This is a genomic window from Endozoicomonas sp. Z74 (assembly GCF_057680865.1).
The window spans coordinates 1-23,780 of the sequence record NZ_JBLYZI010000054.1 but is presented as its reverse complement, the minus strand read 5'-3'; the positions used below and the strand labels follow the sequence as shown (position 1 = coordinate 23,780).

Annotated in this window: 18 protein-coding genes; 10 read left to right on the top strand and 8 right to left on the bottom strand. The window is 52.0% G+C overall.

From position 1 onward, the window contains the following. Nucleotides 1–161: 161 nt before the first annotated feature. The 4 genes from ACNRUY_RS15635 to ACNRUY_RS15620 all read right to left on the bottom strand — a co-directional run bounded on the left by ACNRUY_RS15635 (nucleotide 162) and on the right by ACNRUY_RS15620 (nucleotide 3,523). The gene (locus ACNRUY_RS15635) at nucleotides 162–746 is read right to left on the bottom strand and encodes a Maf family protein (RefSeq protein ID WP_488112578.1); all 585 of its coding nucleotides are present in this window, start codon (nucleotides 744–746) and stop codon (nucleotides 162–164) included. A 3-nt stretch (nucleotides 747–749) separates the two neighbouring features. Further along, on the bottom strand, nucleotides 750–1,232 hold the full coding sequence (mreD, locus tag ACNRUY_RS15630) for a rod shape-determining protein MreD (protein ID WP_488112577.1): 483 nt from the start codon (nucleotides 1,230–1,232) through the stop codon (nucleotides 750–752). 75 nt (nucleotides 1,233–1,307) lie between these two features. Then, nucleotides 1,308–2,186, bottom strand: a complete 879-nt coding sequence (gene mreC / locus ACNRUY_RS15625) for a rod shape-determining protein MreC (RefSeq protein ID WP_488112589.1) — start codon at nucleotides 2,184–2,186, stop codon at nucleotides 1,308–1,310. Nucleotides 2,187–2,485: 299 nt separating this feature from the next. Next, a complete protein-coding gene (locus ACNRUY_RS15620; RefSeq protein WP_488112576.1) occupies nucleotides 2,486–3,523 on the bottom strand; it encodes a rod shape-determining protein in 1,038 nt (345 codons plus the stop codon). Between the two features lie 231 nt (nucleotides 3,524–3,754). Between ACNRUY_RS15620 and gatC the strand changes: the two genes are divergently transcribed. The 7 genes from gatC to ACNRUY_RS15585 all read left to right on the top strand — a co-directional run bounded on the left by gatC (nucleotide 3,755) and on the right by ACNRUY_RS15585 (nucleotide 13,568). Next, nucleotides 3,755–4,042 (top strand): Asp-tRNA(Asn)/Glu-tRNA(Gln) amidotransferase subunit GatC, encoded by a 288-nt coding sequence (gene gatC, locus ACNRUY_RS15615; RefSeq protein ID WP_488112575.1) that lies wholly within the window; start codon nucleotides 3,755–3,757, stop codon nucleotides 4,040–4,042. 119 nt (nucleotides 4,043–4,161) lie between these two features. Beyond that, on the top strand, nucleotides 4,162–5,625 hold the full coding sequence (gatA, locus tag ACNRUY_RS15610; RefSeq protein ID WP_488112574.1) for an Asp-tRNA(Asn)/Glu-tRNA(Gln) amidotransferase subunit GatA: 1,464 nt from the start codon (nucleotides 4,162–4,164) through the stop codon (nucleotides 5,623–5,625). 49 nt (nucleotides 5,626–5,674) lie between these two features. Next, the gene (gatB, locus tag ACNRUY_RS15605) at nucleotides 5,675–7,123 is read left to right on the top strand and encodes an Asp-tRNA(Asn)/Glu-tRNA(Gln) amidotransferase subunit GatB (RefSeq protein ID WP_488112573.1); all 1,449 of its coding nucleotides are present in this window, start codon (nucleotides 5,675–5,677) and stop codon (nucleotides 7,121–7,123) included. Between the two features lie 127 nt (nucleotides 7,124–7,250). Then, nucleotides 7,251–8,258 carry a PfkB family carbohydrate kinase gene (locus ACNRUY_RS15600; RefSeq protein WP_488112572.1) on the top strand — a complete coding sequence of 336 codons (1,008 nt, stop codon included), beginning with the start codon at nucleotides 7,251–7,253 and terminating at the stop codon, nucleotides 8,256–8,258. Between the two features lie 392 nt (nucleotides 8,259–8,650). Next, nucleotides 8,651–9,937 (top strand): L-cysteine desulfidase family protein, encoded by a 1,287-nt coding sequence (locus ACNRUY_RS15595; RefSeq protein ID WP_488112571.1) that lies wholly within the window; start codon nucleotides 8,651–8,653, stop codon nucleotides 9,935–9,937. Between the two features lie 186 nt (nucleotides 9,938–10,123). Next, nucleotides 10,124–10,723, top strand: a complete 600-nt coding sequence (locus ACNRUY_RS15590; RefSeq protein ID WP_488112570.1) for an acyloxyacyl hydrolase — start codon at nucleotides 10,124–10,126, stop codon at nucleotides 10,721–10,723. A 238-nt stretch (nucleotides 10,724–10,961) separates the two neighbouring features. After that, nucleotides 10,962–13,568 carry a hypothetical protein gene (locus ACNRUY_RS15585; protein WP_488112569.1) on the top strand — a complete coding sequence of 869 codons (2,607 nt, stop codon included), beginning with the start codon at nucleotides 10,962–10,964 and terminating at the stop codon, nucleotides 13,566–13,568. 100 nt (nucleotides 13,569–13,668) lie between these two features. Here ACNRUY_RS15585 and ACNRUY_RS15580 read toward each other — a convergent pair whose 3' ends face one another. Continuing rightward, nucleotides 13,669–14,886 (bottom strand): argininosuccinate synthase, encoded by a 1,218-nt coding sequence (locus ACNRUY_RS15580; protein ID WP_488112568.1) that lies wholly within the window; start codon nucleotides 14,884–14,886, stop codon nucleotides 13,669–13,671. Nucleotides 14,887–15,386: 500 nt separating this feature from the next. Between ACNRUY_RS15580 and pyrC the strand changes: the two genes are divergently transcribed. After that, nucleotides 15,387–16,427, top strand: coding sequence for a dihydroorotase (pyrC, locus tag ACNRUY_RS15575; RefSeq protein WP_488112567.1), 1,041 nt, complete (start codon nucleotides 15,387–15,389; stop codon nucleotides 16,425–16,427). Between the two features lie 34 nt (nucleotides 16,428–16,461). Next, entirely contained in the window at nucleotides 16,462–17,061 is a 600-nt protein-coding gene (gene rnt / locus ACNRUY_RS15570; RefSeq protein ID WP_488112588.1) for a ribonuclease T, read from the top strand. Here the strand turns inward: rnt and ACNRUY_RS15565 are convergent. The 3 genes from ACNRUY_RS15565 to clpB form a co-directional block, all read right to left on the bottom strand. Further along, nucleotides 16,978–17,721: a hypothetical protein gene (locus ACNRUY_RS15565; RefSeq protein WP_488112566.1), complete on the bottom strand. Its 744-nt coding sequence runs from the start codon at nucleotides 17,719–17,721 to the stop codon at nucleotides 16,978–16,980. The two genes, rnt and ACNRUY_RS15565, sit on opposite strands and share 84 nt — an antisense overlap. Nucleotides 17,722–18,250: 529 nt before the next feature. Further along, nucleotides 18,251–19,054, bottom strand: coding sequence for a Cof-type HAD-IIB family hydrolase (locus ACNRUY_RS15560; RefSeq protein WP_488112565.1), 804 nt, complete (start codon nucleotides 19,052–19,054; stop codon nucleotides 18,251–18,253). A gap of 213 nt (nucleotides 19,055–19,267) precedes the next feature. Next, the gene (gene clpB / locus ACNRUY_RS15555) at nucleotides 19,268–21,844 is read right to left on the bottom strand and encodes an ATP-dependent chaperone ClpB (RefSeq protein ID WP_488112564.1); all 2,577 of its coding nucleotides are present in this window, start codon (nucleotides 21,842–21,844) and stop codon (nucleotides 19,268–19,270) included. A 133-nt stretch (nucleotides 21,845–21,977) separates the two neighbouring features. Between clpB and ACNRUY_RS15550 the strand changes: the two genes are divergently transcribed. Beyond that, nucleotides 21,978–23,672: an MGH1-like glycoside hydrolase domain-containing protein gene (locus tag ACNRUY_RS15550; protein WP_488112563.1), complete on the top strand. Its 1,695-nt coding sequence runs from the start codon at nucleotides 21,978–21,980 to the stop codon at nucleotides 23,670–23,672. Nucleotides 23,673–23,780: the final 108 nt, after the last annotated feature.

Here is a 23,780-nt window from a genome sequence, read left to right as displayed (position 1 = left end):
GTCAGAGCTGGAGATACACAGTGGATCATACCAGCTATTGTCAAAGGGGTTTTGTTTTCTGACAACTTTACAGCGGCTTTGCAATCAATGTCCTTTGTTGCTCAGCAGTGTTTTCCTGAATCCATGTTCACAAGCAGCCGGGAAATGAGCCAACAGAGCAATCAGCGGTTCCAGACAGGCACCTGAAAGGCGTTCAGCAACCGGGCTGTTTCCATCAAAGGCAGACCCACAACAGTGGGATAGCTGCCCTGGATCCGGGATACCAGAATCGCACCAAACCCCTGAATTCCGTAAGCACCTGCTTTATCCAGAGGTTCCCCGGTCGCCACATATTCCCGGATCAGATCTGAGTTTAGCGGATTGAAGGTGACCTCTGTGATCGATAGCTCAGAGCGCAGCCGGTTGCCATCGGTAATAGCAACGGCGGTCATGACCTGGTGGTTTCGCCCTGAGAGTTTCTCCAGCATACCAATGGCCTCCCCTTCATCGGCAGGTTTGCCGAGAATCTCGCCATCGCATATCACCGATGTATCTGCCGCCAGCAGTGGCCGCCGCTCAAGCCCTTCCGCCACCACTTTGTCCCATCCGGCCCCGGATTTTTCATGGGCCATTCGCAGCACATAATCGTCCGGAGACTCCTGGTCAATGGGGGTCTCATCGATTTCACACCGGAGTTTCTGAAAAGGAACCCCGATCTGCTGAAGCAACTCGGCCCGGCGGGGAGACTGGGAGGCCAGATAAATCATGACTCAAACCACTCGAAAATAGCGTCTTAGAAAACGGAGCCCGGACATCACCCAGGGCCAGATCAAAGCACTGGTCACAGAAGGCAACAGATACCAGATTGAAGGAATGGTCTGCCCGGCCGCGCTTCGAACCCAGAGCACAATCAACTGGTAAAAGCCCACCATCAGAAACACCAGAAAAGCCTGCTGCCAGATCGGAAACAGTCGCAAACGGCGATGGAGGCTTAATACAATAAAAGCCACCATCACCATGCCAAGAGAGTTCAGTCCAAACAGAGTGCCCTGAACGATATCCAGCAGAAAACCGATAATAAACGCAAACAGCAGGCCAAAACGTTCCGGCAGTGCCAGCACCCAGTAAATCATCACCAGGGGCACCCAGGCCGGACGCATCAGGGACAACCAGCCTGGCAGGGGGAGAATGCTCAATAGCGCCCCCATCAGCAGGGTCATCCAGACAACCCAGTGAGCATTGGACTGCTGCATTAATGTCCCCTCCTTGTGAGCAAATCGATAATGTACAGATCACACAGACCGGCCCTGACCAGAAGGTTAACCGCTTCAGTTACCACGGCTCTCCCCTGATTGCTCACTGACCCCAGCCTCTTGCCCCGACCGGATCGGCTCAGTGCCACCACGAAACACCAGCAGAACCACACGACTGCGGTTAATCTCTGCCACAGGCCTCAGCTCGATCACTGCGAACGCCTGTCCAGGATTATGGGTCACCCGGGTCACCACCCCTACCGGATAGCCCTCCGGATACGCTCCCCCGAGGCCGGAGCTGGTAAGCAGATCACCCTCACGAAAGTCCGCAGTCTCTGGAATATGCAACAACTCCATGCGATCGGTCCGCCCAGTTCCGGCAGCAATAGCCCGGTACTTGGTCCGATTATTCTGGACCGGCACCCTGGCCGATACATCCGTTACCATCAATACCCGGCTGCTAACCGGACTCACTTCAACCACCTGCCCCATGACACCATGAGCGTCGAGAATAGCCTGCCCTTCATAGACGTTGTCAAAGCCCCCCTTGTTCACAATGACCCGATGGGAAAAAGGGTCCGGATCCACCCCCACCACCTCTGCCACCTGCACCTGTTCATCGACCAGCTCTGCGGAGTTCAGCAGTTCCCTGAGGCGGATGTTCTGGGCCGTGAGAGATTCCAGCTTCTGAACTTTCTGTTCCAGGATTAGGTTTTTGGCTTTCAGGCGGGCGTTTTCTTCCAGAAGCTCACTGCGGGAGACCACCACTTCCGAGGCCGTCCCCCAGACCCTCCCGGGCAAATCCGCCAGAAAGAGCACAGGAGTGGCCGCCACAGTCAGCCACTGGCGGACGTGGGACAGTGCCCGGTAGCTGTGATCAAAATACAATAAAGCCAGTGACAGAACGATCAACAGGAAAAATCGTGTTAACAGTGACTGGCGTTGACTGAAAATCGGTTTGATAACCGGCTCCTTAACCGATTCAAGCGCGGCTCTCGCCGTGAAAACAGTTTGCTTTCCTCTTTTTCAGGGGGAGAGGATGGCGCAAATTGTATTTCGTTCGCTATGGGCATTTGGAAGCGTTCAGGCAGGTCACTGTCAGAGGAAAAGGCACACCAGGAGGTGACAAAGAGCAGTGATAACGCTGCCCCGGAAACTGGAAAAGTGGATCTGCATAACAGATCCACTGATATTGAGGCGATCCCATTACGCCTCAAGCCGCTTTTACCCTGACAGCCCCTGCTGACTCCTGATTAATCCGTAGACAACAGGTCCATACGGTGCTTATCCATCATCTCAATGGCCCGACCACCGCCACGGGCGACACAGGTCAGAGGGTCTTCCGCCACCAGTACCGGCAAGCCAGTCTCCTCACTGATCAATTTATCCAGATCTTTAAGGAGCGCACCACCTCCGGTCAGCACCAGTCCCCGCTCAGCAATATCGGACGCCAGTTCAGGCGGAGACTGTTCCAGGGCACTTTTTACCGCCTGGACAATGGCAGTCAACGACTCCTGAAGAGCATCCAGAATTTCACCGCTGTTCAAAGTGAAGCTGCGGGGGATACCTTCGGCAAGGTTACGACCCCTGACGTCGATTTCCAGCAGTTCATCACTGGGATAGGCAATGGCGATTTCCTGCTTGATTCGCTCGGCAGTAGCGTCACCGATCAGGCTGCCGTAATGACGACGGACGTAAGTCACAATAGCGTCATCAAAGCGGTCACCACCAATCCGGACCGACTCTGAATAGACAACACCGCTCAGGGAAATAATGGCAATTTCCGTGGTACCACCACCAATGTCCACCACCATGGAGCCACTGGCCTCTTCAACGGGCAGGCCCGCACCAATGGCAGCGGCCATGGGCTCTTCAATCAGATAGACTTCGCGGGCACCGGCACCGAGAACTGACTCACGAATCGCCCTTTTCTCCACCTTGGTGGATTTACAGGGGACGCAAACCAGAACCCTGGGGCTGGGCTGGATAAAGCTGTTTTCATGCACCTTGTTGATAAAGTGCTGCAGCATGCGTTCACAGACATCGAAATCGGCAATCACACCGTCCTTCATGGGACGGATAGCCGTTATATTTCCCGGTGTCCGGCCAAGCATTCTCTTGGCGTCCGTCCCTACGGCGACAACGCTTTTCTGGGTACCCAGATTCCGGATGGCGACCACCGAGGGTTCGTTTAATACGATGCCCTTTTCACGGACATAGACCAGTGTATTGGCTGTTCCAAGATCGATTGAGAGATCACTGGAAAACAGGCCACGTAACCTTTTCAGCATGTTGTGGGTTACCTTGACTCAAGGCTTCTGTAATTAAAGAAACTCTAACAATGCTGACCACTCAGGGCAAGCAACAATTCTGGAACCAGCGCCCCCTCTGACTCCCGGAGGATAGAATACCCTCGCTATTTCAAGCTTATTGACCCGATTATTCCTCCTCAAAGAAAATTCCCCCCTTGAGAAATCCGTTCAGTGCCCATACATTAGCGCTTATTTACTCTGGAGATGACAATGGCCATAGAAGCCTCTGAAGTCAAAAAGGTTGCCCGCCTGGCCCGCCTTTCCATAGACCAGGACTCGGTGGAAGCCACCACCAGCACCATCGGACAAATTCTGGAGCTGGTTGACAGAATGCAGGCTATCGACACCAGTGAGATTGAGCCCCTGGCCAACCCGCTGGATGCCACCCAAAGGTTAAGGGCCGACCAGGTCAGTGAAGACAACCAGCGGGACAAGCTGCAAAGCTGCGCCCCGGCCGTTGAAGAAGGCCTGTTCCTGGTACCCCGGGTAATTGAGTGAGCCTCTGGACGAGCGCTTTCGATCAGGGAATCACCCTCTCAAATACACCGGCTCAGTTGTTAACAAGCCCTTGAGTTCAACCTTCGTTCTCAACACCTATTTCAGGCCCATTAAATCCCATGCACGATAAAACCATTGCAGAACAGAGCCAGGCGCTGGCCAGTGGCAAAATATCCAGCGTTGAGCTCACCCGGAGCTACCTGGACCGCATCCAGCAGCTGGACACAGAGCTGAACAGCTATATCACGGTGACCGAAGAGCTGGCCCTGAGTCAGGCAAAAGCAGCTGACGAACAACGCGCCGCCGGCACAGCCAATGCCATGACCGGCATTCCCGTGGCCCATAAAGACCTTTTCTGTACAGAAGGCGTGAAAACCACCTGCGGCTCGAAAATCCTCGACAACTTTATTGCTCCCTACGAGTCCACAGTCACATCCAGGTTCCGCGACGCCGGGGCGGTCATGCTGGGTAAAACCAATATGGATGAGTTTGCCATGGGCTCCTCCAATGAGAACAGCCACTACGGCCCGGTACAAAACCCCTGGGATCAGAAAGCCATTCCCGGCGGCTCCTCCGGCGGCTCCGCCGCCGCTGTTGCTGCCCAACTGGCAGCTGGAGCCACTGGCACCGACACGGGAGGCTCCATTCGCCAGCCTGCCTCTCACTGCGGCATTACCGGCCTCAAGCCCACCTATGGCCGAGTCTCCCGCTATGGCATGATCGCCTATGCTTCGAGCCTTGATCAGGCCGGCCCCATGACCCGCACTGCGGAAGACGCTGCCATCATGCTCAGCACCATGGCTGGCTTTGATCACCGGGACTCCACCTGTCTTGATCGCGAAGTGCCGGATTACACCGCCACACTGAACGACTCCCTGGAAGGGCTGACCATTGGCCTGCCAAAAGAGTATTTTGCCAAAGGGCTGGACAGCACCGTAGAACAGCAGGTGCGCAGCGCCATTGCCGAGTACGAAAAACTGGGAGCCAGGATCAAAGAAGTCAGCCTGCCCAACGCAGAGCTGTGCATTCCCGCCTATTATGTGATTGCCCCGGCAGAAGCCTCCTCAAACCTGTCAAGGTTCGATGGCGTCCGGTTTGGCTACCGCTGTGAAGACCCGAAAGACCTTGAAGACCTTTATCTGCGCAGCCGCAGCGAAGGGTTCGGAGAAGAAGTCAAACGTCGTATTATAGTGGGCACTTACGCGTTGTCTGCAGGATACTATGACGCCTACTACCGCAAGGCCCAGCAAATCAGGCGGATGATCCGCGATGACTTCCTCTCTGCTTTTAAAGAGTGTGATGTCATTATGGGGCCTAACGCTCCCACGCCCGCCTTCAATATTGGTGAAATGAGTAATGACCCGGTCGCCATGTACCTGTCGGATATCTACACCCTGTCGGTGAACCTGGCCGGACTGCCCGGTATGTCTATCCCGGCCGGCATGGCCAATGATCGCCCGGTTGGCCTGCAGGTGATTGGCCAGCACTTTGATGAAGCACGCCTGTTGAATATCGGCCACCGCTTCCAGCAGGTCACCGACTGGCATCAGCAATCTCCGGCCCTCCCACGACAATCGGCCTGAAACATCGCTCCAGGCTTTATACACAGGACATCAATTCAGGACATCGAATATGGAATGGGAAACTGTTATCGGGCTGGAAATCCATGTCCAGCTCGCCACCAAAACCAAGATTTTTTCCGGAGCCTCCACCGCCTTTGGAGCCGCTCCAAACACCCAGGCCTGCGCGGTGGATCTGGGTCTGCCGGGCATTCTGCCGGTGGTCAATGAAGAAGCCATCAACATGGCCATCAAATTTGGCCTGGGCATTGACGCAGAGATCAACAAAGTCAATGTCTTTGAACGGAAGAACTATTTCTACCCGGACCTGCCCAAGGGCTACCAGACCACTCAACTGGAGAAACCCATTGTCGGCGCCGGGCATGTGGATATCACCCTGACCGACGGCTCCACCAAAGCCATCCGGATTCATCACGCCCACCTGGAAGAGGATGCCGGCAAGAGCCTGCATGAAGACTTTCACGGCATGAGCGGGATTGACCTGAACCGTGCCGGAACCCCTCTGATTGAAATTGTCACCGAACCCGACATCCGCAGCGCTGAAGAAGCGGTAGCCTTTGCCAAAAAACTGCACTCCATCGTCACCACTCTGGGTATCTGTGACGGTGATATGTCCCAGGGTTCTATGCGCTTTGACGTCAACGTTTCCGTTCGCCCCAGGGGCCAGGCAGAACTTGGCACCCGCACCGAAACCAAGAACCTGAACTCGTTCAAGTTTATGGAAGCGGCCATTCACAAAGAAGTAGAGCGCCAGATCGAACTGATTGAGGACGGCGGCACAGTTATTCAGGAAACCCGCCTATATAACGGTGACACCGGCGAGGCACGCTCCATGCGCAGCAAGGAAGAGGCCAACGATTACCGCTACTTCCCCTGCCCGGATCTGCTGCCCGTGGTAATAGAAGACAGCCGCCTTGAAAAACTGCGCGGTGCAATGCCGGAAATGCCCGACGCCAAAAAAGCCCGTTTTATCAGCGAGCTGGGGCTCGGCGAGTACGACGCTGAAATGCTTTCTGGCGACCAGGCCACCGCCCACTTCTTTGAGGCTGCCGCCAGCGCCAGTGGCGACGCCAAGCTGGCCGCCAACTGGGTCATGGGCGAACTGTCAAAATCCCTTAACCAGAGCAGCATCAACATCACCGAAAGCCCGGTCAGTGCCGAAGCCCTGGGCGGCCTGATTCTACGAATCAAGGACAACACCATTTCCGGTAAAATTGCCAAACAGGTGTTTGAAGCGCTCTGGAACGGTGAAGGCAGCAATGCTGACGAAGTGATTGAAAAGAAAGGCCTCAAGCAGGTAACCGATACCGGAGCCATTGAAGCCATGATCGACGACGTTCTGGCAGCCAACGCCCAGCAGGTTGAAAACTACCGCTCTGCTCCCGTTGAGAAACGGGGCAAGATGATCGGGTTCTTTGTGGGGCAGTGCATGAAAGCTTCCAAGGGTAAGGCAAACCCCGGGATGGTGAACCAGATTCTGAAGCAGAAGCTGGATCAGTAAGCGTCCGAACATCCGCAGAAAGACAGCGATCGCCGTTAATTAAAACGAATGGCGGTCGCACACTCTTTTCAGCCTGGAAGTAAAAGCTTTCCTATCGCCCACTCTTTCCGGAAACGCAGTAGCCCTTATGACCAGTAATCAACAACAGGTTCTGGAACTGATCCGAAAAACCCCCTCTATTTCCCAGAAAGAGCTGGCAGAAAAACTGAGCCTGTCCCGGTCAGCCGTAGCCGGGTATATCTCCCAGTTAACCCGTAAAGGGCAGATTCTGGGCAGAGCCTATGTCTTACCAGAACAGGAACGGGTGGTTTGCATCGGCGCACTGACTCTGATCCGGACCCTGTCCATTTTCGGTGCCATGGACGATGAAAACACCGCCAACGTCAAAACCACAGAATCTTCCGGAGGGCTGGCCAGAACAGTAATTGAACACCTGGTCAATCTGGGCAACCAGGCCTCTCTCATCGCCTGGACCGGCGACGATTACCGGGGTGAATGGCTACTGGAGGATGCCAGGAAAGCTGGCATTGAAACCGGACTCTGCATGACGCTGAAAAAAATGCAGACCGGCTCCCTGACCCGGATTATTGAACGATCCGGCAAGCGCCTGATGACCCTGAATGATGTAGACATCTATAATCACATTACCTTCAACCAGTTGAAAAACCGCTGGCCCCATATCGCCGGATCCCGTCTTGTTTTTATGGACAGCGACCTCCCTGAGGAAGCCCTCGGCTTTATTATCAGAAACTGCCACGAAGAACAGATTGACCTGTTTCTGGCCCCTTCCTCCGTTTCCAAAGCACGACGACTACCGTTTAACCTGGCCGGGGTAAAGCTGTTGTTCCTGACACTGCCTCAGCTGGCTGAATTGACCGCCGAGCCGGTCACCGACGACTGTTTTAATGCCGCCGCTCAACAGGTTCTGGCAAGAGGGGCAGAATCAATCTGCCTGATACGCCAGGACCAGGCGCCTCTGCTGATCAACCAGCACACCCGGAAAGAGCTCAGCCTCTCACTGCAGCACTCCCTGGATAAAGCCGATGGCCATGCCGGATTGTTTGCAGCCACCATCAACAAATATTTATCCTCAGAAAGCACCCTGCTGCCCCAAAACACCATTGAGGCCAGTTAACGTACCCTCAGCCCGCACAAAAAACACGGGGGGGGGGTATCACTGCTCATGGACATTTCCTTCCTTGACTTCAGGCAATCAGACAGTGCCCTCCCTCAAAACCGCCCCACCACCCAAGACACATGTTGACCACCCAAACACATGTCCAACAAACAAGACTGCAATCACCAATGCCAGAGCTCAGTTAACATGCAATTACACTTGCATGACCCCCATAATTTATTGACACTTATCAATAAATAACCAGCCCCATTCGAATAACATTCCACACCAACAAAAGCCCGCCAAAAAAACATTTGTCCATATTAATTGAGAGCACCCTCTCGGAACAAAATGGATCGACTGAAATAAAAGCCCGGTATTGCTGCCAATCAAGGTAGAGGAGTTTAACTATGTGGCGCCCTGAGTGGGAACAATACATCCGCATTATCAAAGACAAGGTCATTCCTTCTCTGGGTTGCACTGAACCCATTTCCACCGCCTATGCAGCAGCCATGGCGGCCGACATCCTGAACCAGTCTCCGGAAAGCATCCAGGTACTGGTCAGTGGCAACCTGATGAAAAACGGCATGGGTGTCGGAGTTCCTGGAACCGGCATGGTTGGTCTGCCTATCGCAGCCGCCGTTGGTGCCATCGGCGGGGACCCGGATGCGGGCCTCGAAGTGCTGAAAGACATCACCTGCGACCATGTCAGCAAAGCCAAGCAGATGGTAGAAGCGGGACGGGTGACCGTAGCGATCAAAGACGTCCCTGCCGTTCTGTATACCGAAGTAATTGTTAAAGCCGGGGAAGAGACGGCCCGGGTAATTATCAAGGATCATCATACCCAGGTAGTGCTTAAAGAGTTCAATGGCAAGCCTGTGTTTGAAGCACGGATGAATGACAGCCAGGACAACAGCCAGAATGAAACCGTTCAACTGTCCGTTGCCGCCATCCATGAGTTTGCGACTCAGGCACCCTACGACAGAATCCGCTTTATTCTTGAGGCAGCCCAGCTGAACAAGTCTATCTCCGCCGAGGGACTGGAGGGTGACTACGGCCTGAAAGTGGGCAAGACACTTAAAAGCAATGTCTCACGGGGCTACCTGTCAGAAGACCTGGCTGTCTCGGCGATGATGCGCTCCTCAGCCGCTTCCGACGCTCGAATGGATGGCGTTATGCTGCCTGCCATGAGCAACTCGGGCAGTGGCAACCAGGGAATCGCGGCAACCATGCCTGTTGTGGCAGTGGCGGAACGCCTCAATGCCTCTGAAGAAACCCTGGCCAGGGCGCTGATCCTCAGTCACCTGATTGCAATCCACATCAAGTCTCACCTGGACACACTCTCTGCCATGTGCGGAGCAACCACCGCATCAACAGGGGCCAGCTGCGCCATTACCTGGCTGCTGGGCGGCTCTCTGGAGCAGATCGAATACGCCATTTTTAATATGGTGGGGGATATCACCGGCATATTCTGTGATGGCGCCAAGACCAGCTGCTCCCTGAAAGTGTCTACCTCGGCAAACGCAGCCGTTAAAGCGGCACTGATGGCCATGGACAATATTCGCGTCACCTCCCATGAGGGTGTCATTGAAGATGAAGTGGAAAAAACCATTGAAAATATTGGACTGCTGGGCAATCAGGGCATGAAGGAAACCGATCGGATGATTCTGAAAATCATGACCGAAAAGACCTTGTGATCCTTATTTCACCAATATAAACCTGCAACAGAAGCCAGGCCTCAAAAGGCCTGGTTTTTTTTATGGTTAAGATAGTTTTTTCAATGGTAATCGCATAAGATCAAAATACAACAGCAAAAACGACACTCATGGCAAATGGAAATGCCATGATTCACGGGTGTTTTCACCGCTGAAAAGGATTTCAAGATGCTTCGATCGCTTCTGTTTTTTATCGCGCTCTCTTTTCCTTTTGCTCAGGTAATGGCCGACTGGAAACCCGACCAGATCCGGATCGGATATGGCCAGTTTATCTCCCCTTTTGTCAGCCGAAGTGCCGATATTCATCAATATCGAGCGGGGTTGGCCTGGGATATCTCTGAAAATTTGTGGGAGTCAGACAGTCTAAGGCTGAAAAGCTATGCAGAACTGGGGTTGGGTTATTGGAAAAGCACCCTGAACCCGGAACCCGATTCAGAGCATCTGGGCGCCAAAAGTGCCCGGCAGATTAGTTTGAGTCCGGTGCTTCGGTTGGTTCCAAGTCAAACAAACAGCAGCCTGACCCCGTTTCTTGATATAGGCGCCGGCTTAAGCTACCAGACAGAAGAGGATCTGGAGCAACAAAACCGAAGCGGAATTAATATGGGCGGACGATGGCAGTTTGAACTCAGGTTAATGATTGGCCTAGAACTTGGGGAAAAACAACAGTTTGAGGTCAGCTATGGCTGGATGCATTACTCCAATGCCCACCTTGAACACATCAACGAAGGTATGGATTTTTTGACCCTGCAAATCGGTTACCACTTCTGAGCACCTCCAATAGAAGCAGGTGAATCTTCACCTGCTGCATCTTATTCAAACCCATTGATTTAAACGATCATAAACCATCACCTTCCCTTGGATCTATACACAAACTCCTGTCAGCTATTATTACTGCACGGCTAGCCAGAAAGACAGCCAACCAGCCAAAAAAACCGACAAAAAAAAATCGTTTTATTTGAAAAAAAGGCGAGTTTGTAAAAAAAGTCAGAAACATGGATGTTTCATTATGCCCATAGAACCCGATAGACACCGGTTAATACCGCGCAGTTACACCCCTCACTCTGACCGACCTGAGCCGGAAGAAAGCTCTTCCCATAAAAAAAGGTGGCGAAAACGGCAAACAAAAGATCAGTTTATCCCCCGGGAACAGCTCTGGGACCAGAGGCCACCCCGCATTTCAGAAAGGTCTTCCAGATCCACCCTCCACACTGGAAATCTGCGACCACTCAAAAGACAATCTTCCCAGGAATCACTCAGTGATGGCCAGCCCTACAGCACCTTTACCCCTAAAAGGAGCAAAACATCAGAATTCCATATCCAGGCAAACACTACACAAAGCAGTAACGACAAAAGGGATCTCGCTGAAGCGGCTACCGGTCTTGCTGCAGAGGTACCTGCTCTTGGCAACGCCATTCGGCAGGAGCTGGTCTGGAAAGAGCTTAGAGAGCTGTTTTACCCAGACCTTGGCTCAACGCCGGAAGAAGAAAAAGCCATTTTTCTGGAGTCACTTGAACACGTGACCAAAGGGCTTGACGGTGATGAAAAGTACAAAGCCGTTCTGGTTCATATACAGGAACGTTTTAAAGAAACCGATTTTACCTACGGTCATGATATTGATACAGAAGGAAAGGCGCAGTACACATCCACCGTCTCGGAAATTCTGGAAGACAATGGTCAGGGGGTTGACTGTGACGACTACTCAGTCATGGCCAAGTTCTGGGGCGACGCAGCCATTGAGAAAGGTTATTTACCCGAAGGCAGTGAGTTTCACATTATAGGGGGAAGTAACCCGGAAGGGGCAGGACATGCAGTGTGCGTCTTCGAAGCACCAGAAGGTGACAAATACATTATTGATGGCACATTGTACGACAGCGATGGCGGTGGAAATCCATCCAAACTATTGACTCTTGCCGAATACAGAGACGGTGATGACCGTCTTGATTCTTTGTGGGAACGAACACTTGAATTTGATGAGGCTCAACCGGAAAAAATATTTTACGGTGATACCGAAGTCACCGAAGAGTGGATGAATCAGTCCAGTGACACCCCCATTGACGACAGTGTTTCAGACTATGACTTAAAAGAGAAAATATACGACCAGTACGATGTAGACCCGGATCCTCATGCGGCCAAATCTGGCTATGAGGATTACCTGGTTCAATACGGCGAAGAAGAGTTCTGGCAGGAAAAGTTTGATGATTTCGCTGACAGCCCGGATGCTCTGGGAGCCGATATTGGCAGTGCCGTGGCAGAAGGTACTCTGGCAACGGCCTTTGCACTCTATAAACGGCATAAGATTCTAAGACGAAGAAAGAATATTATAAAAGCGTTTGAAGTGAAACAAAAATGGCATGATCGACAGCCCAGAAACCAGTTAATGACCCTCAGCGACTTTAAAGATTTTGGTCGCGTCAGTCATCTTGTTGACAATCGATACAACCCTAATAGCCTGCTCAAAGTGACCGCAGATATCTTTAACTGCCACAAAAGTTATCGAAGCCACCAGAATTTCCAAAGTTTGGTTCAGAATTTATCCAGCCTTTTCCCCAATGATGAAGCACTACCGGAACTGTTTGACAGAATAACTCCGGAAAATATGGGAAATCCGGATTTTGTGGAAAATGTACTGGAAAGAAAATTAAAAGAATATGGTATTTCAGTAAAATATGAAAAGGCAGGAACCGTTAAGCAGAAAATTGCCGATAAATTTCGAAGCATGAAAAATAAAAAACTAAAAGCCTGTATGCATAGAACAACCATCGACAAAGAGAAACTGTATAACAAACTAAAAAATGGAAATCGCTTACTTAAACAACCCAATATATACAAAGTTATTTCTGATCACGACAAAGAAATAAGCACTTTTTATCAACTAAAAAATTATGATGATTGGAAGCTGAAGTTTGTTCGAAATGATGTTATAGCCAAGGGAGCCGCTGCAGCAACCGGAATCATCCCCTTATTACCAATAGACGAATTAATCAGAACCGGAGCTTACTCTGCGGAAACCAGACACAGAATGAGAAACCGGGAAAACATGGAAGAAAGAGTTGATAACAGCCTTAACGTGCTCCTCAGAAACAAGAGAAACTTGAGCCTGGAAGATTATAACCGAATAAAAACTCAACTTGAGAATGTGAAAGAACTGAAAAATCGGCATATTGGCTTGAAGGAGGCAAAAACCACAAGAATGGCGGCTATCCATACAGCATCAGCCATCGCAACCCCACTGACCGATATTCTTGGTCCAGCCGGTTCAGCAGGCAGAAATGCCGTCAAGGGAACACTGAAGATTGCCAATACGGTCTACCCCATGGTGCGCCGATATAAAGGCGATAAAGCACAAAGGCAGGCCAATCGTTTTCATACCGTTCAGGACGTTTATCGGCTCTACAAGGAAATTTACATACAAGCGGTAAGGGAAAGAAACGAGAGCCTTCAAGACACCATCCTGGATCTGGCCAGTGCCTCATTCGACCTGGATCCTTACGAATTCCATAGACTGACTCAGACCTCCATGGTTGAAAACAACCGCTTCAAACTGAGCTTCTCACGCCCCATTGGCAAGGCCTCCAGAATCTATCAGGCTCAGCAAAGGCAGGGCGCTCAATAAAAAGTGAGTCGCCAACGAGAAAAATCAAGAGGAACATTTCACTCGCTGACCAGTAGCAGACTACTGTCTACCACTTGTCAGCACATTTTTCACAATGACATTACCGACTTAATGTTCGACCTTTATTCGCGGCGATCCGCAGCCGCAGGGCGTTAAGCTTGATAAACCCTTCCGCGTCCCCCTGGTTATAGGCACCGGCATCGTCTTCAAAGGTGGCAATATCTTCATCAAAGAGGGAATCTTCTGAACGACGCCCCACCACAATCACATTACCTTTGTAGAGCTTCAGGCGAACCTCGCCATTCACGGACTCCTGGCTTTCGTCAATCATCTTCTGGAGCATTTCCCTCTCGGGAGACCACCAGTAACCGTTGTAAATCAGTTTGGCGTAACGGGGCATTAACTCATCTTTCAAATGAGCCACTTCCCGGTCCAGGGTGATGGACTCAATGGCCCGGTGGGCTTTCAGCATAATGCTGCCCCCTGGGGTTTCATAACAGCCACGGGATTTCATGCCCACATAACGGTTCTCAACGATATCCAGGCGACCAATGCCGTTTTCTCCACCCACTTTATTCAAGTAGGTCAGCACATCAACCGGCTTCATTGGCTCACCATTAATAGCGACGATATCCCCGTTCTGGTAGGTCAGGTTCAGGTAGGTGGGTTGATCCGGTGCCTTTTCCGGTGAGACCGTCCAGCGCCACATATCTTCTTCGGCTTCCGCCCAGGGGCTTTCCAGAATCCCCCCTTCATAGGAAATGTGCAGCAGATTGGCGTCCATGGAGTAAGGGGACTTGCCTTTCTTCCGCTCCACCTCAATTCCGTGCTCATCACAGTAGGCGAGCAACTTTTCCCGGGAATTCAAATCCCACTCCCGCCAGGGGGCGATCACCTGAACCCCGGGTTTCAGGGCATAGGCACCCAGTTCAAAACGCACCTGGTCATTGCCCTTACCGGTGGCCCCATGGGAAATCGCATCCGCTCCCGTTTCGTTGGCAATCTCAATCAACCGCTTGGAAATCAGCGGACGGGCAATAGAGGTACCCAGCAAGTACTCCCCCTCATAAACGGTGTTGGCACGAAACATGGGGAATACAAAGTCCCTGACAAACTCTTCCTTCAGGTCATCAATATATATTTCCCGGATGCCCAGAGCTTCAGCCTTTGCCCGTGCAGGCTCCACCTCTTCCCCCTGGCCAAGATCGGCAGTAAAGGTAACCACCTCACAGTCATAGGTGTCTTCCAGCCACTTGGCAATCACTGAGGTATCCAGGCCTCCGGAATAGGCCAGTACCACTTTATTGATCTTTTTCATCGCTCGACTCCAACTCCACTGCCCAGCAGTAACCCACCTGCAGGAAAACCAATAAATACGCAACAAAAACGCCATTTAAGGCATATATATTCACTTTATACGAATACTAATGCATAAATACATGCACGCCAAGGGACTTATCCCTTTTTTATGCGATTCGGATTATACCTAACCCAACAACAAGAACCCCCTATCCATTGGCAAAAAAACTGCCGATTTCCGGCGTGTCAGTCCTCATGCAACAGGCGGCTCCAAAAAGCCGGGTGCACTATCCATAAAAAACAAAAGCACTATCCAAAAAACCGGATTTTCGCTAGGATGAGCCTCCGGTCTGTACACTCATCACAGTGAACGCGCAGCGTTTCCCTGATCCAATGCCTCCGCGCAATGATCAATGAGAGACTTGCCACGGCTGACGTTTTATTTTTGACAACTCAGTTTTGACTCTTCACTTTTTAACTATGATGTATGGCTTTAACCGGAACAGGTAATCACACTCAATGACCCAGACACTCACCATTACGCGCCCTGACGACTGGCATCTCCACCTTCGGGATGGCGCAGCCTTGAAAGAAACTGTCCAAGCCACCGCTCGATCGTTTGGTCGAGCCATTGTGATGCCCAACCTGGTGCCTCCAGTGGTGAACAGAGAGCAGGCCAGCGAATACAAAGGCCGTATTTTCCGACATATTCCGAAAGGTTCGGCTTTCCAGCCCCTGATGACCCTTTACCTCACCGACAAGACCAGCGCGGCCATGATCCGGGAGGCTCACAACCAGGGTGAGGTCTATGCCTGTAAACTGTATCCCGCGGGTGCCACCACCAATTCAGACTCCGGCGTGACCGACCTGAAAAATGTCTACGGTGCTCTTGAAGCCATGGCGGAGTGCGGACTCCCCCTGCTGGTTCACGGGGAAGTGACGGATTCAGACATTGATATTTTCGACCGGGAAAAAGTCTTTATTGACCGCCACCTGACCGGGCTGGCAAAACGCTTTCCCAACCTGAAGATTGTGATGGAACACATCACCACTGCAGACGCCGCGCAGTTTGTTGCCGAAGGCAATAACAACCTGGCCGCCACCATTACCGCCCATCACCTGCTTTATAATCGCAACCATATGCTGGTCGGTGGCATTAAACCCCATTACTATTGTCTGCCTATCCTCAAGCGCAACTCTCATCAACAGGCGCTTCTGGACGCCGCCGTCAGTGGCAGCAAACGTTTCTTTCTGGGAACTGACTCAGCGCCTCACGCAGTGGGTGCCAAGGAGTCTGCCTGCGGCTGTGCCGGATGCTACACAGCACCAGCGGCCATTGAATTGTATGCCGAGGCTTTTGAAAGCATGGGTGCACTGGATAAACTGGAAGCGTTCGCCAGCCACAATGGACCGGACTTTTATGGACTTCCCAGAAACAGCAGCACCATTACCCTGGCAAAAGAGTCCTGGACAATGCCGGAATACATCCCATTCGGCGACAGCCGGGTGAAACCCCTGAGAGCCGGTGAAACCCTCACCTGGCGCCTCAAGTCAGATTAAGGAGACTCCCTTGCGGGCCGACGACAGCCACTCTATGGCAAGCCGATTCCGAGGCTTTCTACCCGTTGTGGTGGATGTAGAAACCGGTGGCTTTAATGCCACCACCGATGCACTGCTGGAAATAGCAGCCACCGTCATTGAAATGGATGAAAGTGGTTACGTTCACCCCGGGCCCACAGAGTCCTACCACATCAAACCCTTTGAGGGAGCCAATATTGAAAAGGCCGCCATAGAGTTTATCGGGATTGACCCTTTTCACCCGCTCCGGATCGCGCTACCTGAAGAGGAAGCGATGAACAAAATTTTCCGGAGCGTGCGAAAATCGGTTAAAAACCAGGGGTGCAGTCGAGCCGTACTGGTGGGTCACAACGCGGCCTTTGACCTGGGATTTGTCATGGCCGCCGCCCAGCGCTGTGAACTGAAACGGAACCCTTTTCACCCGTTCTCCTGCTTTGACACCGCCACCCTGTCCGGCCTGGCCTACGGTCAAACGGTGCTCGCCAAAGCCTGTGATGAAGCCCACATTGATTTTGACAAATCAGAGGCCCATTCAGCCCGCTACGACACCGAGAAGACGGCAGAGCTTTTCTGCACCATTGTAAACCGCTGGAAAGATCTTGGTGGCTGGCTGTAAAGCCCGCCAAACCAATCCAGTCGCTTTCTGACAAGAAACCGGTAATGGCTTATTCCCACTGGCAAACGGGTATCTTTGAAGAGCAACCTTTCTCTTACCTGACTCTCGCGAGTCAGGATCATCCAACTGGGGCAACTCTGTTGTGTCCGCTCTGAGTGTGGCGCATTGTCGTCTGAACGCATGATCCAGCCCTGTAAAAGCTGACAAGCTTTGTCTGTCGCTTCCATGGGCAAGATCGGATAGATACTTTTGCCAGGTGTCCCCAGGAGAAAGAACGGCATCTGCCAGCGACCGGGTTAAATCAGAGCATCGTCGGTACAGCTCCTTCAAGTCAGGGCAGAGTTTACTGTCCGCCAATTGATCGACACCGACTAGAAAAAAGGCCCGGTATATCTGCGAAAACGCAGAACCGTCACTCATTATATGACGACGAAGCTTCTCCTTTGACTGGACATCCGAGCTATTCACAATAGCTTTGACGCCATCAATCATGAACGGAAGAATCGCATCTTGCTTATAACCTTCCCGTTTTGCCTCATCATTAAACAGCCTCAACGAGAGCCAGAACCTGGGGTAATTTCCTGCCAGCAGCGCTTCGATGGCCTCCCTCAAATGCCGGGTACACCGGGAATCACTCCCCCTTGAAGGCAAGGAAACCATGCACACCCCAGGCAAATTTAATGCTTTATTACTGACAGCAGGGAAGACAAAACAAACAGCACGATTAATGAGCTGCTTGGCCATTATTTTTGCAGTATAAAATAGAAGGTTAAGTTCAACAGGGACTCGCCGTATACGGCGCTCTACCTGGTAAACCTTGTTGACAAGCCAGGTTTTAAAATTGAGCTGCGCTTTCCAGGGAATGTATACAATAGCTGGATACTGTGATGCGCGGCTGGCACCTGAAACACTCTCAATCACAACAGAACGTCCTCAGTGACGTACTTCTGAATAATGCTTAACATCCATTTTGAGCAATTCAGTCTGGGGATAACCAGAAACACACGGCGCTCTCACACCGTAATGCCGGTTAAAAAGAGGTTCAGATCCGTCTCTCAACCACCCTAAAGAGAAAAACCAGGCAATCCGTTTTCACGCTTGGCTTTTCCAGTAATTAGGACAGTTGTTTTAGATAAAAGTTCATGATCGCCTCATCCCTGAAGCATGGCCTTTGCCCCAGCGGCAAACTTCAGTTTACATACTGGCTCTCAAGATAGTGGGCAACGGCGTCGTCGTGGCAGGAGCCAATTTGCTCATATTCCGGTAAATGGCTGACCAGAGAAGGGTCCGCATTCCCCATCAATACGCCCTTGCCAACACTGGAGAGCATCTGCAGATCATTCATTCCATCACCAAAGGCAATGGCATCCTCAAACCCAAAGCCTTTGAGCCTGAGCACCTCTTCAAGAGCGGAACCCTTGCTGACAGAAGGCGCCATCACTTCAAAGCATTCCGGCAGGGAGTAGGTCATCGCCAGACGGTCACCAAACAGGGCTTCAGCCTGATCGGATAAAGGCAGGAGGTCTTTCTGGGAATGGGCCACAAAAAAGACCTTTTGGATCGCCTTGGGAGTGAGCGCATCCAGGTCCGCCAGCTGATAGCTGAAACCCGTATCTTTATGGAAATCCAACAGCTCTTTATGCTCCTGCTCCACCAGCCATTGCTCACCCTGAAAGACATTCGTAGCAACACTGTCGGCAAACGACTTTCTCAGTGCCAGCAGGGGGCTCACCAGATCCGGTTGAATATCATGCTGGATAATCAGCTCCCCCCCGGGATTATAAACACGGGCACCATTACTGGTGATCAGGTACATATCGATCCCCAGTTGAGCCCTGAGCTGCTCAACATCCTGATAGTGGCGCCCGGTGGCAAAAACAAACTTTACCCCTTCACCACTCAGTCGGCGGATCACCTGCTGGCTCCGGTCAGAAAGCTCATGGTTCTGGTTCAGCAACGTACCATCAAGATCAGAGACCACCACTGGATACATTCAAATACCTCTTCAGCTTCAAAACTGCGTCCTGCAGTGATTTTCCATGGAAAAATGGATCGAAAGAAAAAGGCCTTTTCCCACATACCGGAAAAGGCCTTTCCAAAAGACTGTGAACAGCCCCACACTAAACGCTGTGGGGGGCACCGGGCAATCCGTAGTTATTCTCTGGTCAGCGGTTTATCCCGTGTCAGCCCGCTTATGCTTAAGGCCTTATGAAAAGGCGAGCTGATCATCGCTGACCACAACCTTTATGGTATCTCCCGGACTGTACTTCCCGGACAGAATGGCTTCTGCCAGGGGATTCTCAACACTGCGCTGGATCGCCCGCTTCAGGGGTCTGGCACCATAAACCGGATCAAAACCCACTTCTGACAGCTTGTCCATGGCTTCTTCAGAGAGTTCCAGGGTCAGGCTGTTTTCCGCCAGCCTCCGGTTCAGGTTCTGCAGCTGAATACTGGCAATTCCCTTGATCTGGCTCCGGGTCAGGGGATGGAACACCACCAGCTCATCGATCCGGTTCACGAACTCAGGGCGGAAATGCGTACCCACCACATCAATCAGGGTTTTCTTGAGGTCTTCAAAATCCGCAGTCTCTTCTCCCTGAAGCGTCTGAATCACATCGGATCCCAGGTTGGAGGTCATGACAATCACCGTGTTTTTGAAATCCACGGTCCGCCCCTGACCGTCGGTCAGGCGACCGTCTTCCAACACCTGCAACAGAATGTTGAAGACATCCGGGTGGGCCTTTTCCACCTCATCCATCAGAACCACTGAATAAGGCTTGCGACGGACGGCCTCGGTCAGATAGCCTCCCTCTTCATACCCTACATAGCCGGGAGGTGCTCCCAATAACCGGGAAACTGAGTGTTTCTCCATAAACTCCGACATATCAATGCGTACAATGGCGTCTTCCGTATCAAACAGGAATTCCGCCAGGGCCTTGCACAGCTCAGTTTTACCCACCCCGGTAGGGCCAAGAAACATAAAGGAGCCATTGGGCCGGTTCGGGTCTGCCAGCCCCGCCCTGGAACGACGTACCGCATTGGCAACCGCCACAACCGCTTCATCCTGGCCAATAACCCGGTTATGGAGCGCCTCTTCCATCCGCAGCAGCTTTTCCTTTTCCCCTTCCAGCATTTTGGCCACGGGAATGCCTGTCCATTTGGACACCACTTCAGCAATTTCTTCGTCCGTCACCCGGTTACGCAGCAGCTGATGGTCACCGCTCTCCACGGCATCGGCCTGGGCCAGTTTTTTGTCCAGCTCCGGCAGTTCACCGTACTGAATTTCCGACATTTTGGTCAGGTCACCGGCACGCCTGGCCGCTTCCAGCTCAATCAACAGCCGCTCTTTTTCTTCCCGGATTTTCTGCCCACCCTGAAGCAAAGCTTTCTCTGCCTTCCAGATATCTTCCAGATCGGAGTATTCCCGCTCCAGCTCATCCACTTCCTGATTCAACCGCGCCAGCCGTTCTTTGGAGGCCTTGTCATCTTCCTTCTTGAGCGCTTCCTGCTCGATTTTCAATTGAATGAGTCGACGTTCCAGACGGTCCATGGCTTCCGGCTTGGAATCCATTTCCATGCGAATCCGGCTGGCTGCCTCATCCACCAGGTCAATGGCTTTGTCCGGCAACTGCCGATCGGTGATATACCGTTGGGACAACCGGGCTGCGGCCACAATGGCCGGGTCGGTAATATCCACACCGTGGTGAGCTTCATAACGCTCTTTCAATCCACGGAGAATGGCAATGGCATCTTCTTCAGAGGGCTCATCCACCAGCACTTTCTGAAAACGGCGCTCCAGGGCCGCATCCTTTTCAATGTACTGTCGGTATTCATCCAGGGTGGTTGCCCCCACACAGTGGAGCTCCCCCCTGGCCAGGGCAGGCTTGAGCATATTCCCGGCATCCATGGCACCGTCGGCCTTACCCGCTCCCACCATGGTATGCAGCTCATCAATAAACAGGATGATCTGTCCTTCCTGTTTCGCCAGATCCTTCAGCACCGCTTTCAGCCGCTCTTCAAACTCACCCCGGAACTTGGCTCCGGCAATCAGCGAGCCCATATCCAACGACAACAGTCTTTTTCCTTTCAGGCCTTCCGGCACTTCACCGTTGACTATCCGCTGGGCCAGCCCTTCAACAATGGCGGTTTTGCCCACTCCGGGTTCACCAATAATCACCGGATTATTTTTGGTTCGACGCTGAAGCACCTGGACGGTCCGGCGAATTTCATCGTCCCGGCCAATCACCGGATCCAGCTTGCCCTGTTCCGCCCGCTCAGTCAGATCAATGGCGTATTTGCTCAGAGAGTTGCGATTATCTTCCGCGTTGGGGTCATTAACGGTCTCGCCGCCACGCACATGTTTAATGGCATTTTCCAGCGCCTTCTGGCTGATGCCCTGGCTGTTCAGCAGTTTCCCAAGTTCACCACCGTCTTCCATCATCACCAGCAAAACAGTTTCACTGGAAATAAACTGGTCCCCGGCCTGCTGGGCTTTTTTGTCCGCGAGATTGAGCATCCGGTAAAGGGCCTGGGAGGTCTGGATATCCCCGGTGGGTGTCTTCACTTCCGGCAACAAATCCAACATCCGGGTCAACTCACCGTGCAGGGTATTCACATCAAACCCTACCTGCATCAGCAAGGGCTTCACCGAACCTCCCTGTTGATCCAGCAGGGCCAGCAGCAAATGCACGGGCTCCATCTGGCTGTGATCCTTACCTATGGCCAGGGACTGGGCATCCGCCAGGGCAGACTGGAGTTTGCTGGTCAGTCGATCAGCTCTCATGGAAACCTCCCGGGGTATCAATGTCTCTTAATACTCTATATGGCGGCAGGTCGGGTTATTTCAAGACAGAAGCACCACTTCCCATAAGCTACTCTTCAACCCGCTGACTAAAAAGCCATGAAGGCCCTCTAAAATGAATCCAATCGGTTTGCTTCTCTTTGCACTGGCTCCCATCACAGGACCCGGTTTTTTGACCATTCCACCCAGTACAGAATCACTGCCCTCTACAGAAGACTACAGCGGGCTTTTTGCCAATGAAAGCACCTGCAATGAAAGCACCGGACTGCCTGAATACCGCTTATCCAGAGAGCTTCTTCCGGACATTACCATTGAACAAAAACCCCGGTGGCAGCATTTGAACCGGGTGGCCTGGCACCTGTTTTTTCATAACCTTAAACCGGCCTCCTGCTCCCCTTCAGAGTTCTCCAGTGCTCGACTGAGCAGTCAGTTTTCCCGCAACGAATTTTTCTGGGACCAGGCCTGGATCAATATCGGCATTGGGAATTACGCCCACCGGGTGTTCAATACCCTCGGCGGACTGAATATTTTTTACCAACGACAGCACAGGGATGGGTTTATCCCCCGGGAAATTCAACCCGATGGCGAAGAGATGCACTTTGTCCCCGCCTGGAGATTAACCCTCGGCAATATCAATGACCGGGCTTCACAGAGAAACAGCCTCAAACGACTTCCTGCGGACATCCAAAAAAGAATCGAAGCCCTCAAAACACTGTATGGGAGGGAAAACAATAATAACCCCCCACTTGCCGCCTATGCAGAGTGGCAACATTATCTGATGCACAGAGATAAAGGCCGACTTGCAAAGGTCATTCAAACCCTGGAGCACCAGACACAATGGCTTGAACAAAACCGAAGGGTTCGCCATGGAGAGCTGACAGGCCTGTTCTGGCAGAGAACCATGGGGTCCGGGATGGATAACGCACCGGCCACCCGGGATTTATGGGACGAAGAAGTTGCCAGGGCTGTTGCCTTCACAGGGGGTCAGAATGCCACACTGGTCCCATTTGATATCAACAAGGCACTCCATGATAAAAAAGACGCCAGTTTTGATATGTCAGCACAGATGAAACTCCATTACGACGCCATGGCCCTGATAGAAACAGAATTGCACAAGCCCGAGCAGGCTGAAAAGTATCAACAGGCTTCACGGGAATTATCATCAAAAATCAACGCATGCATGTGGGACAGCACCCAGGACTTTTACTTCAACGTCTATGAAACCTGTGATCACAAAGACAACGTATTTTTATTGTCAGGATACTGGGCGCTCTACTCTGGCATTGCCAGCATAGAGCAAACCCGGGCTATGCTGAAACATCTGCAGGACAGTGATAGATTCAAAACCCCCATGCCCTTCCCATCCCTGTCAGTCAACCACCCGGACTTTGAGTGGCAGGGCAATTACTGGCGGGGAGGGGTCTGGCCACCCATGATGTTCATGACCCTGAAAGGGTTAATGAATTACGCTCAAACGATTCCTGAGGCCTGGCAAATAGCCATAGACGCTTCTGCTGACTATCTGGACGGGCTGGCAAACACTGTGTTTGGTGATCAAGCCGTAAATGAACTGCCCGAAGACACCTCGGCCTACTGGCAAAAGCTGTACGAATACAATCGCCCTGATAATGGCGGCCCGGGCGAAAGAACCGACGCAAAAGGCGATGATGCCAAACCCAGGTCGGCATTTTTAGGCTGGGGAGGCCTTGGCCCCATCGGGTTAATGCAGGAAGTGGCCCTGGGTATTCATATCGGACACAAAGAAGTGATCTGGTTCCAGCACAGATCAGATGCATTAGTTCAGATCTGATCTGACAATTCCCTCTTCAAAAAAGGGAAGGGTTACCGATTTAGATAGAGGGTGAAATCACTGAAATCTAAATCGTAAAAAGGTAACCCTTATGATTCATACTAATCA

Bases quoted from the DNA above. Each gene is read 5' to 3' on its own strand.
- ACNRUY_RS15635 (WP_488112578.1), bottom strand. From the start codon at position 746: ATGATTTATCTGGCCTCCCAGTCTCCCCGCCGGGCCGAGTTGCTTCAG.
- mreD (WP_488112577.1), bottom strand. From the start codon at position 1,232: ATGCAGCAGTCCAATGCTCACTGGGTTGTCTGGATGACCCTGCTGATG.
- ACNRUY_RS15620 (WP_488112576.1), bottom strand. From the start codon at position 3,523: ATGCTGAAAAGGTTACGTGGCCTGTTTTCCAGTGATCTCTCAATCGAT.
- gatC (WP_488112575.1), top strand. From the start codon at position 3,755: ATGGCCATAGAAGCCTCTGAAGTCAAAAAGGTTGCCCGCCTGGCCCGC.
- gatA (WP_488112574.1), top strand. From the start codon at position 4,162: ATGCACGATAAAACCATTGCAGAACAGAGCCAGGCGCTGGCCAGTGGC.
- gatB (WP_488112573.1), top strand. From the start codon at position 5,675: ATGGAATGGGAAACTGTTATCGGGCTGGAAATCCATGTCCAGCTCGCC.
- ACNRUY_RS15600 (WP_488112572.1), top strand. From the start codon at position 7,251: ATGACCAGTAATCAACAACAGGTTCTGGAACTGATCCGAAAAACCCCC.
- ACNRUY_RS15595 (WP_488112571.1), top strand. From the start codon at position 8,651: ATGTGGCGCCCTGAGTGGGAACAATACATCCGCATTATCAAAGACAAG.
- ACNRUY_RS15590 (WP_488112570.1), top strand. From the start codon at position 10,124: ATGCTTCGATCGCTTCTGTTTTTTATCGCGCTCTCTTTTCCTTTTGCT.
- ACNRUY_RS15585 (WP_488112569.1), top strand. From the start codon at position 10,962: ATGCCCATAGAACCCGATAGACACCGGTTAATACCGCGCAGTTACACC.
- ACNRUY_RS15580 (WP_488112568.1), bottom strand. From the start codon at position 14,886: ATGAAAAAGATCAATAAAGTGGTACTGGCCTATTCCGGAGGCCTGGAT.
- pyrC (WP_488112567.1), top strand. From the start codon at position 15,387: ATGACCCAGACACTCACCATTACGCGCCCTGACGACTGGCATCTCCAC.
- rnt (WP_488112588.1), top strand. From the start codon at position 16,462: ATGGCAAGCCGATTCCGAGGCTTTCTACCCGTTGTGGTGGATGTAGAA.
- ACNRUY_RS15565 (WP_488112566.1), bottom strand. From the start codon at position 17,721: ATGGTTTCCTTGCCTTCAAGGGGGAGTGATTCCCGGTGTACCCGGCAT.
- ACNRUY_RS15560 (WP_488112565.1), bottom strand. From the start codon at position 19,054: ATGTATCCAGTGGTGGTCTCTGATCTTGATGGTACGTTGCTGAACCAG.
- clpB (WP_488112564.1), bottom strand. From the start codon at position 21,844: ATGAGAGCTGATCGACTGACCAGCAAACTCCAGTCTGCCCTGGCGGAT.
- ACNRUY_RS15550 (WP_488112563.1), top strand. From the start codon at position 21,978: ATGAATCCAATCGGTTTGCTTCTCTTTGCACTGGCTCCCATCACAGGA.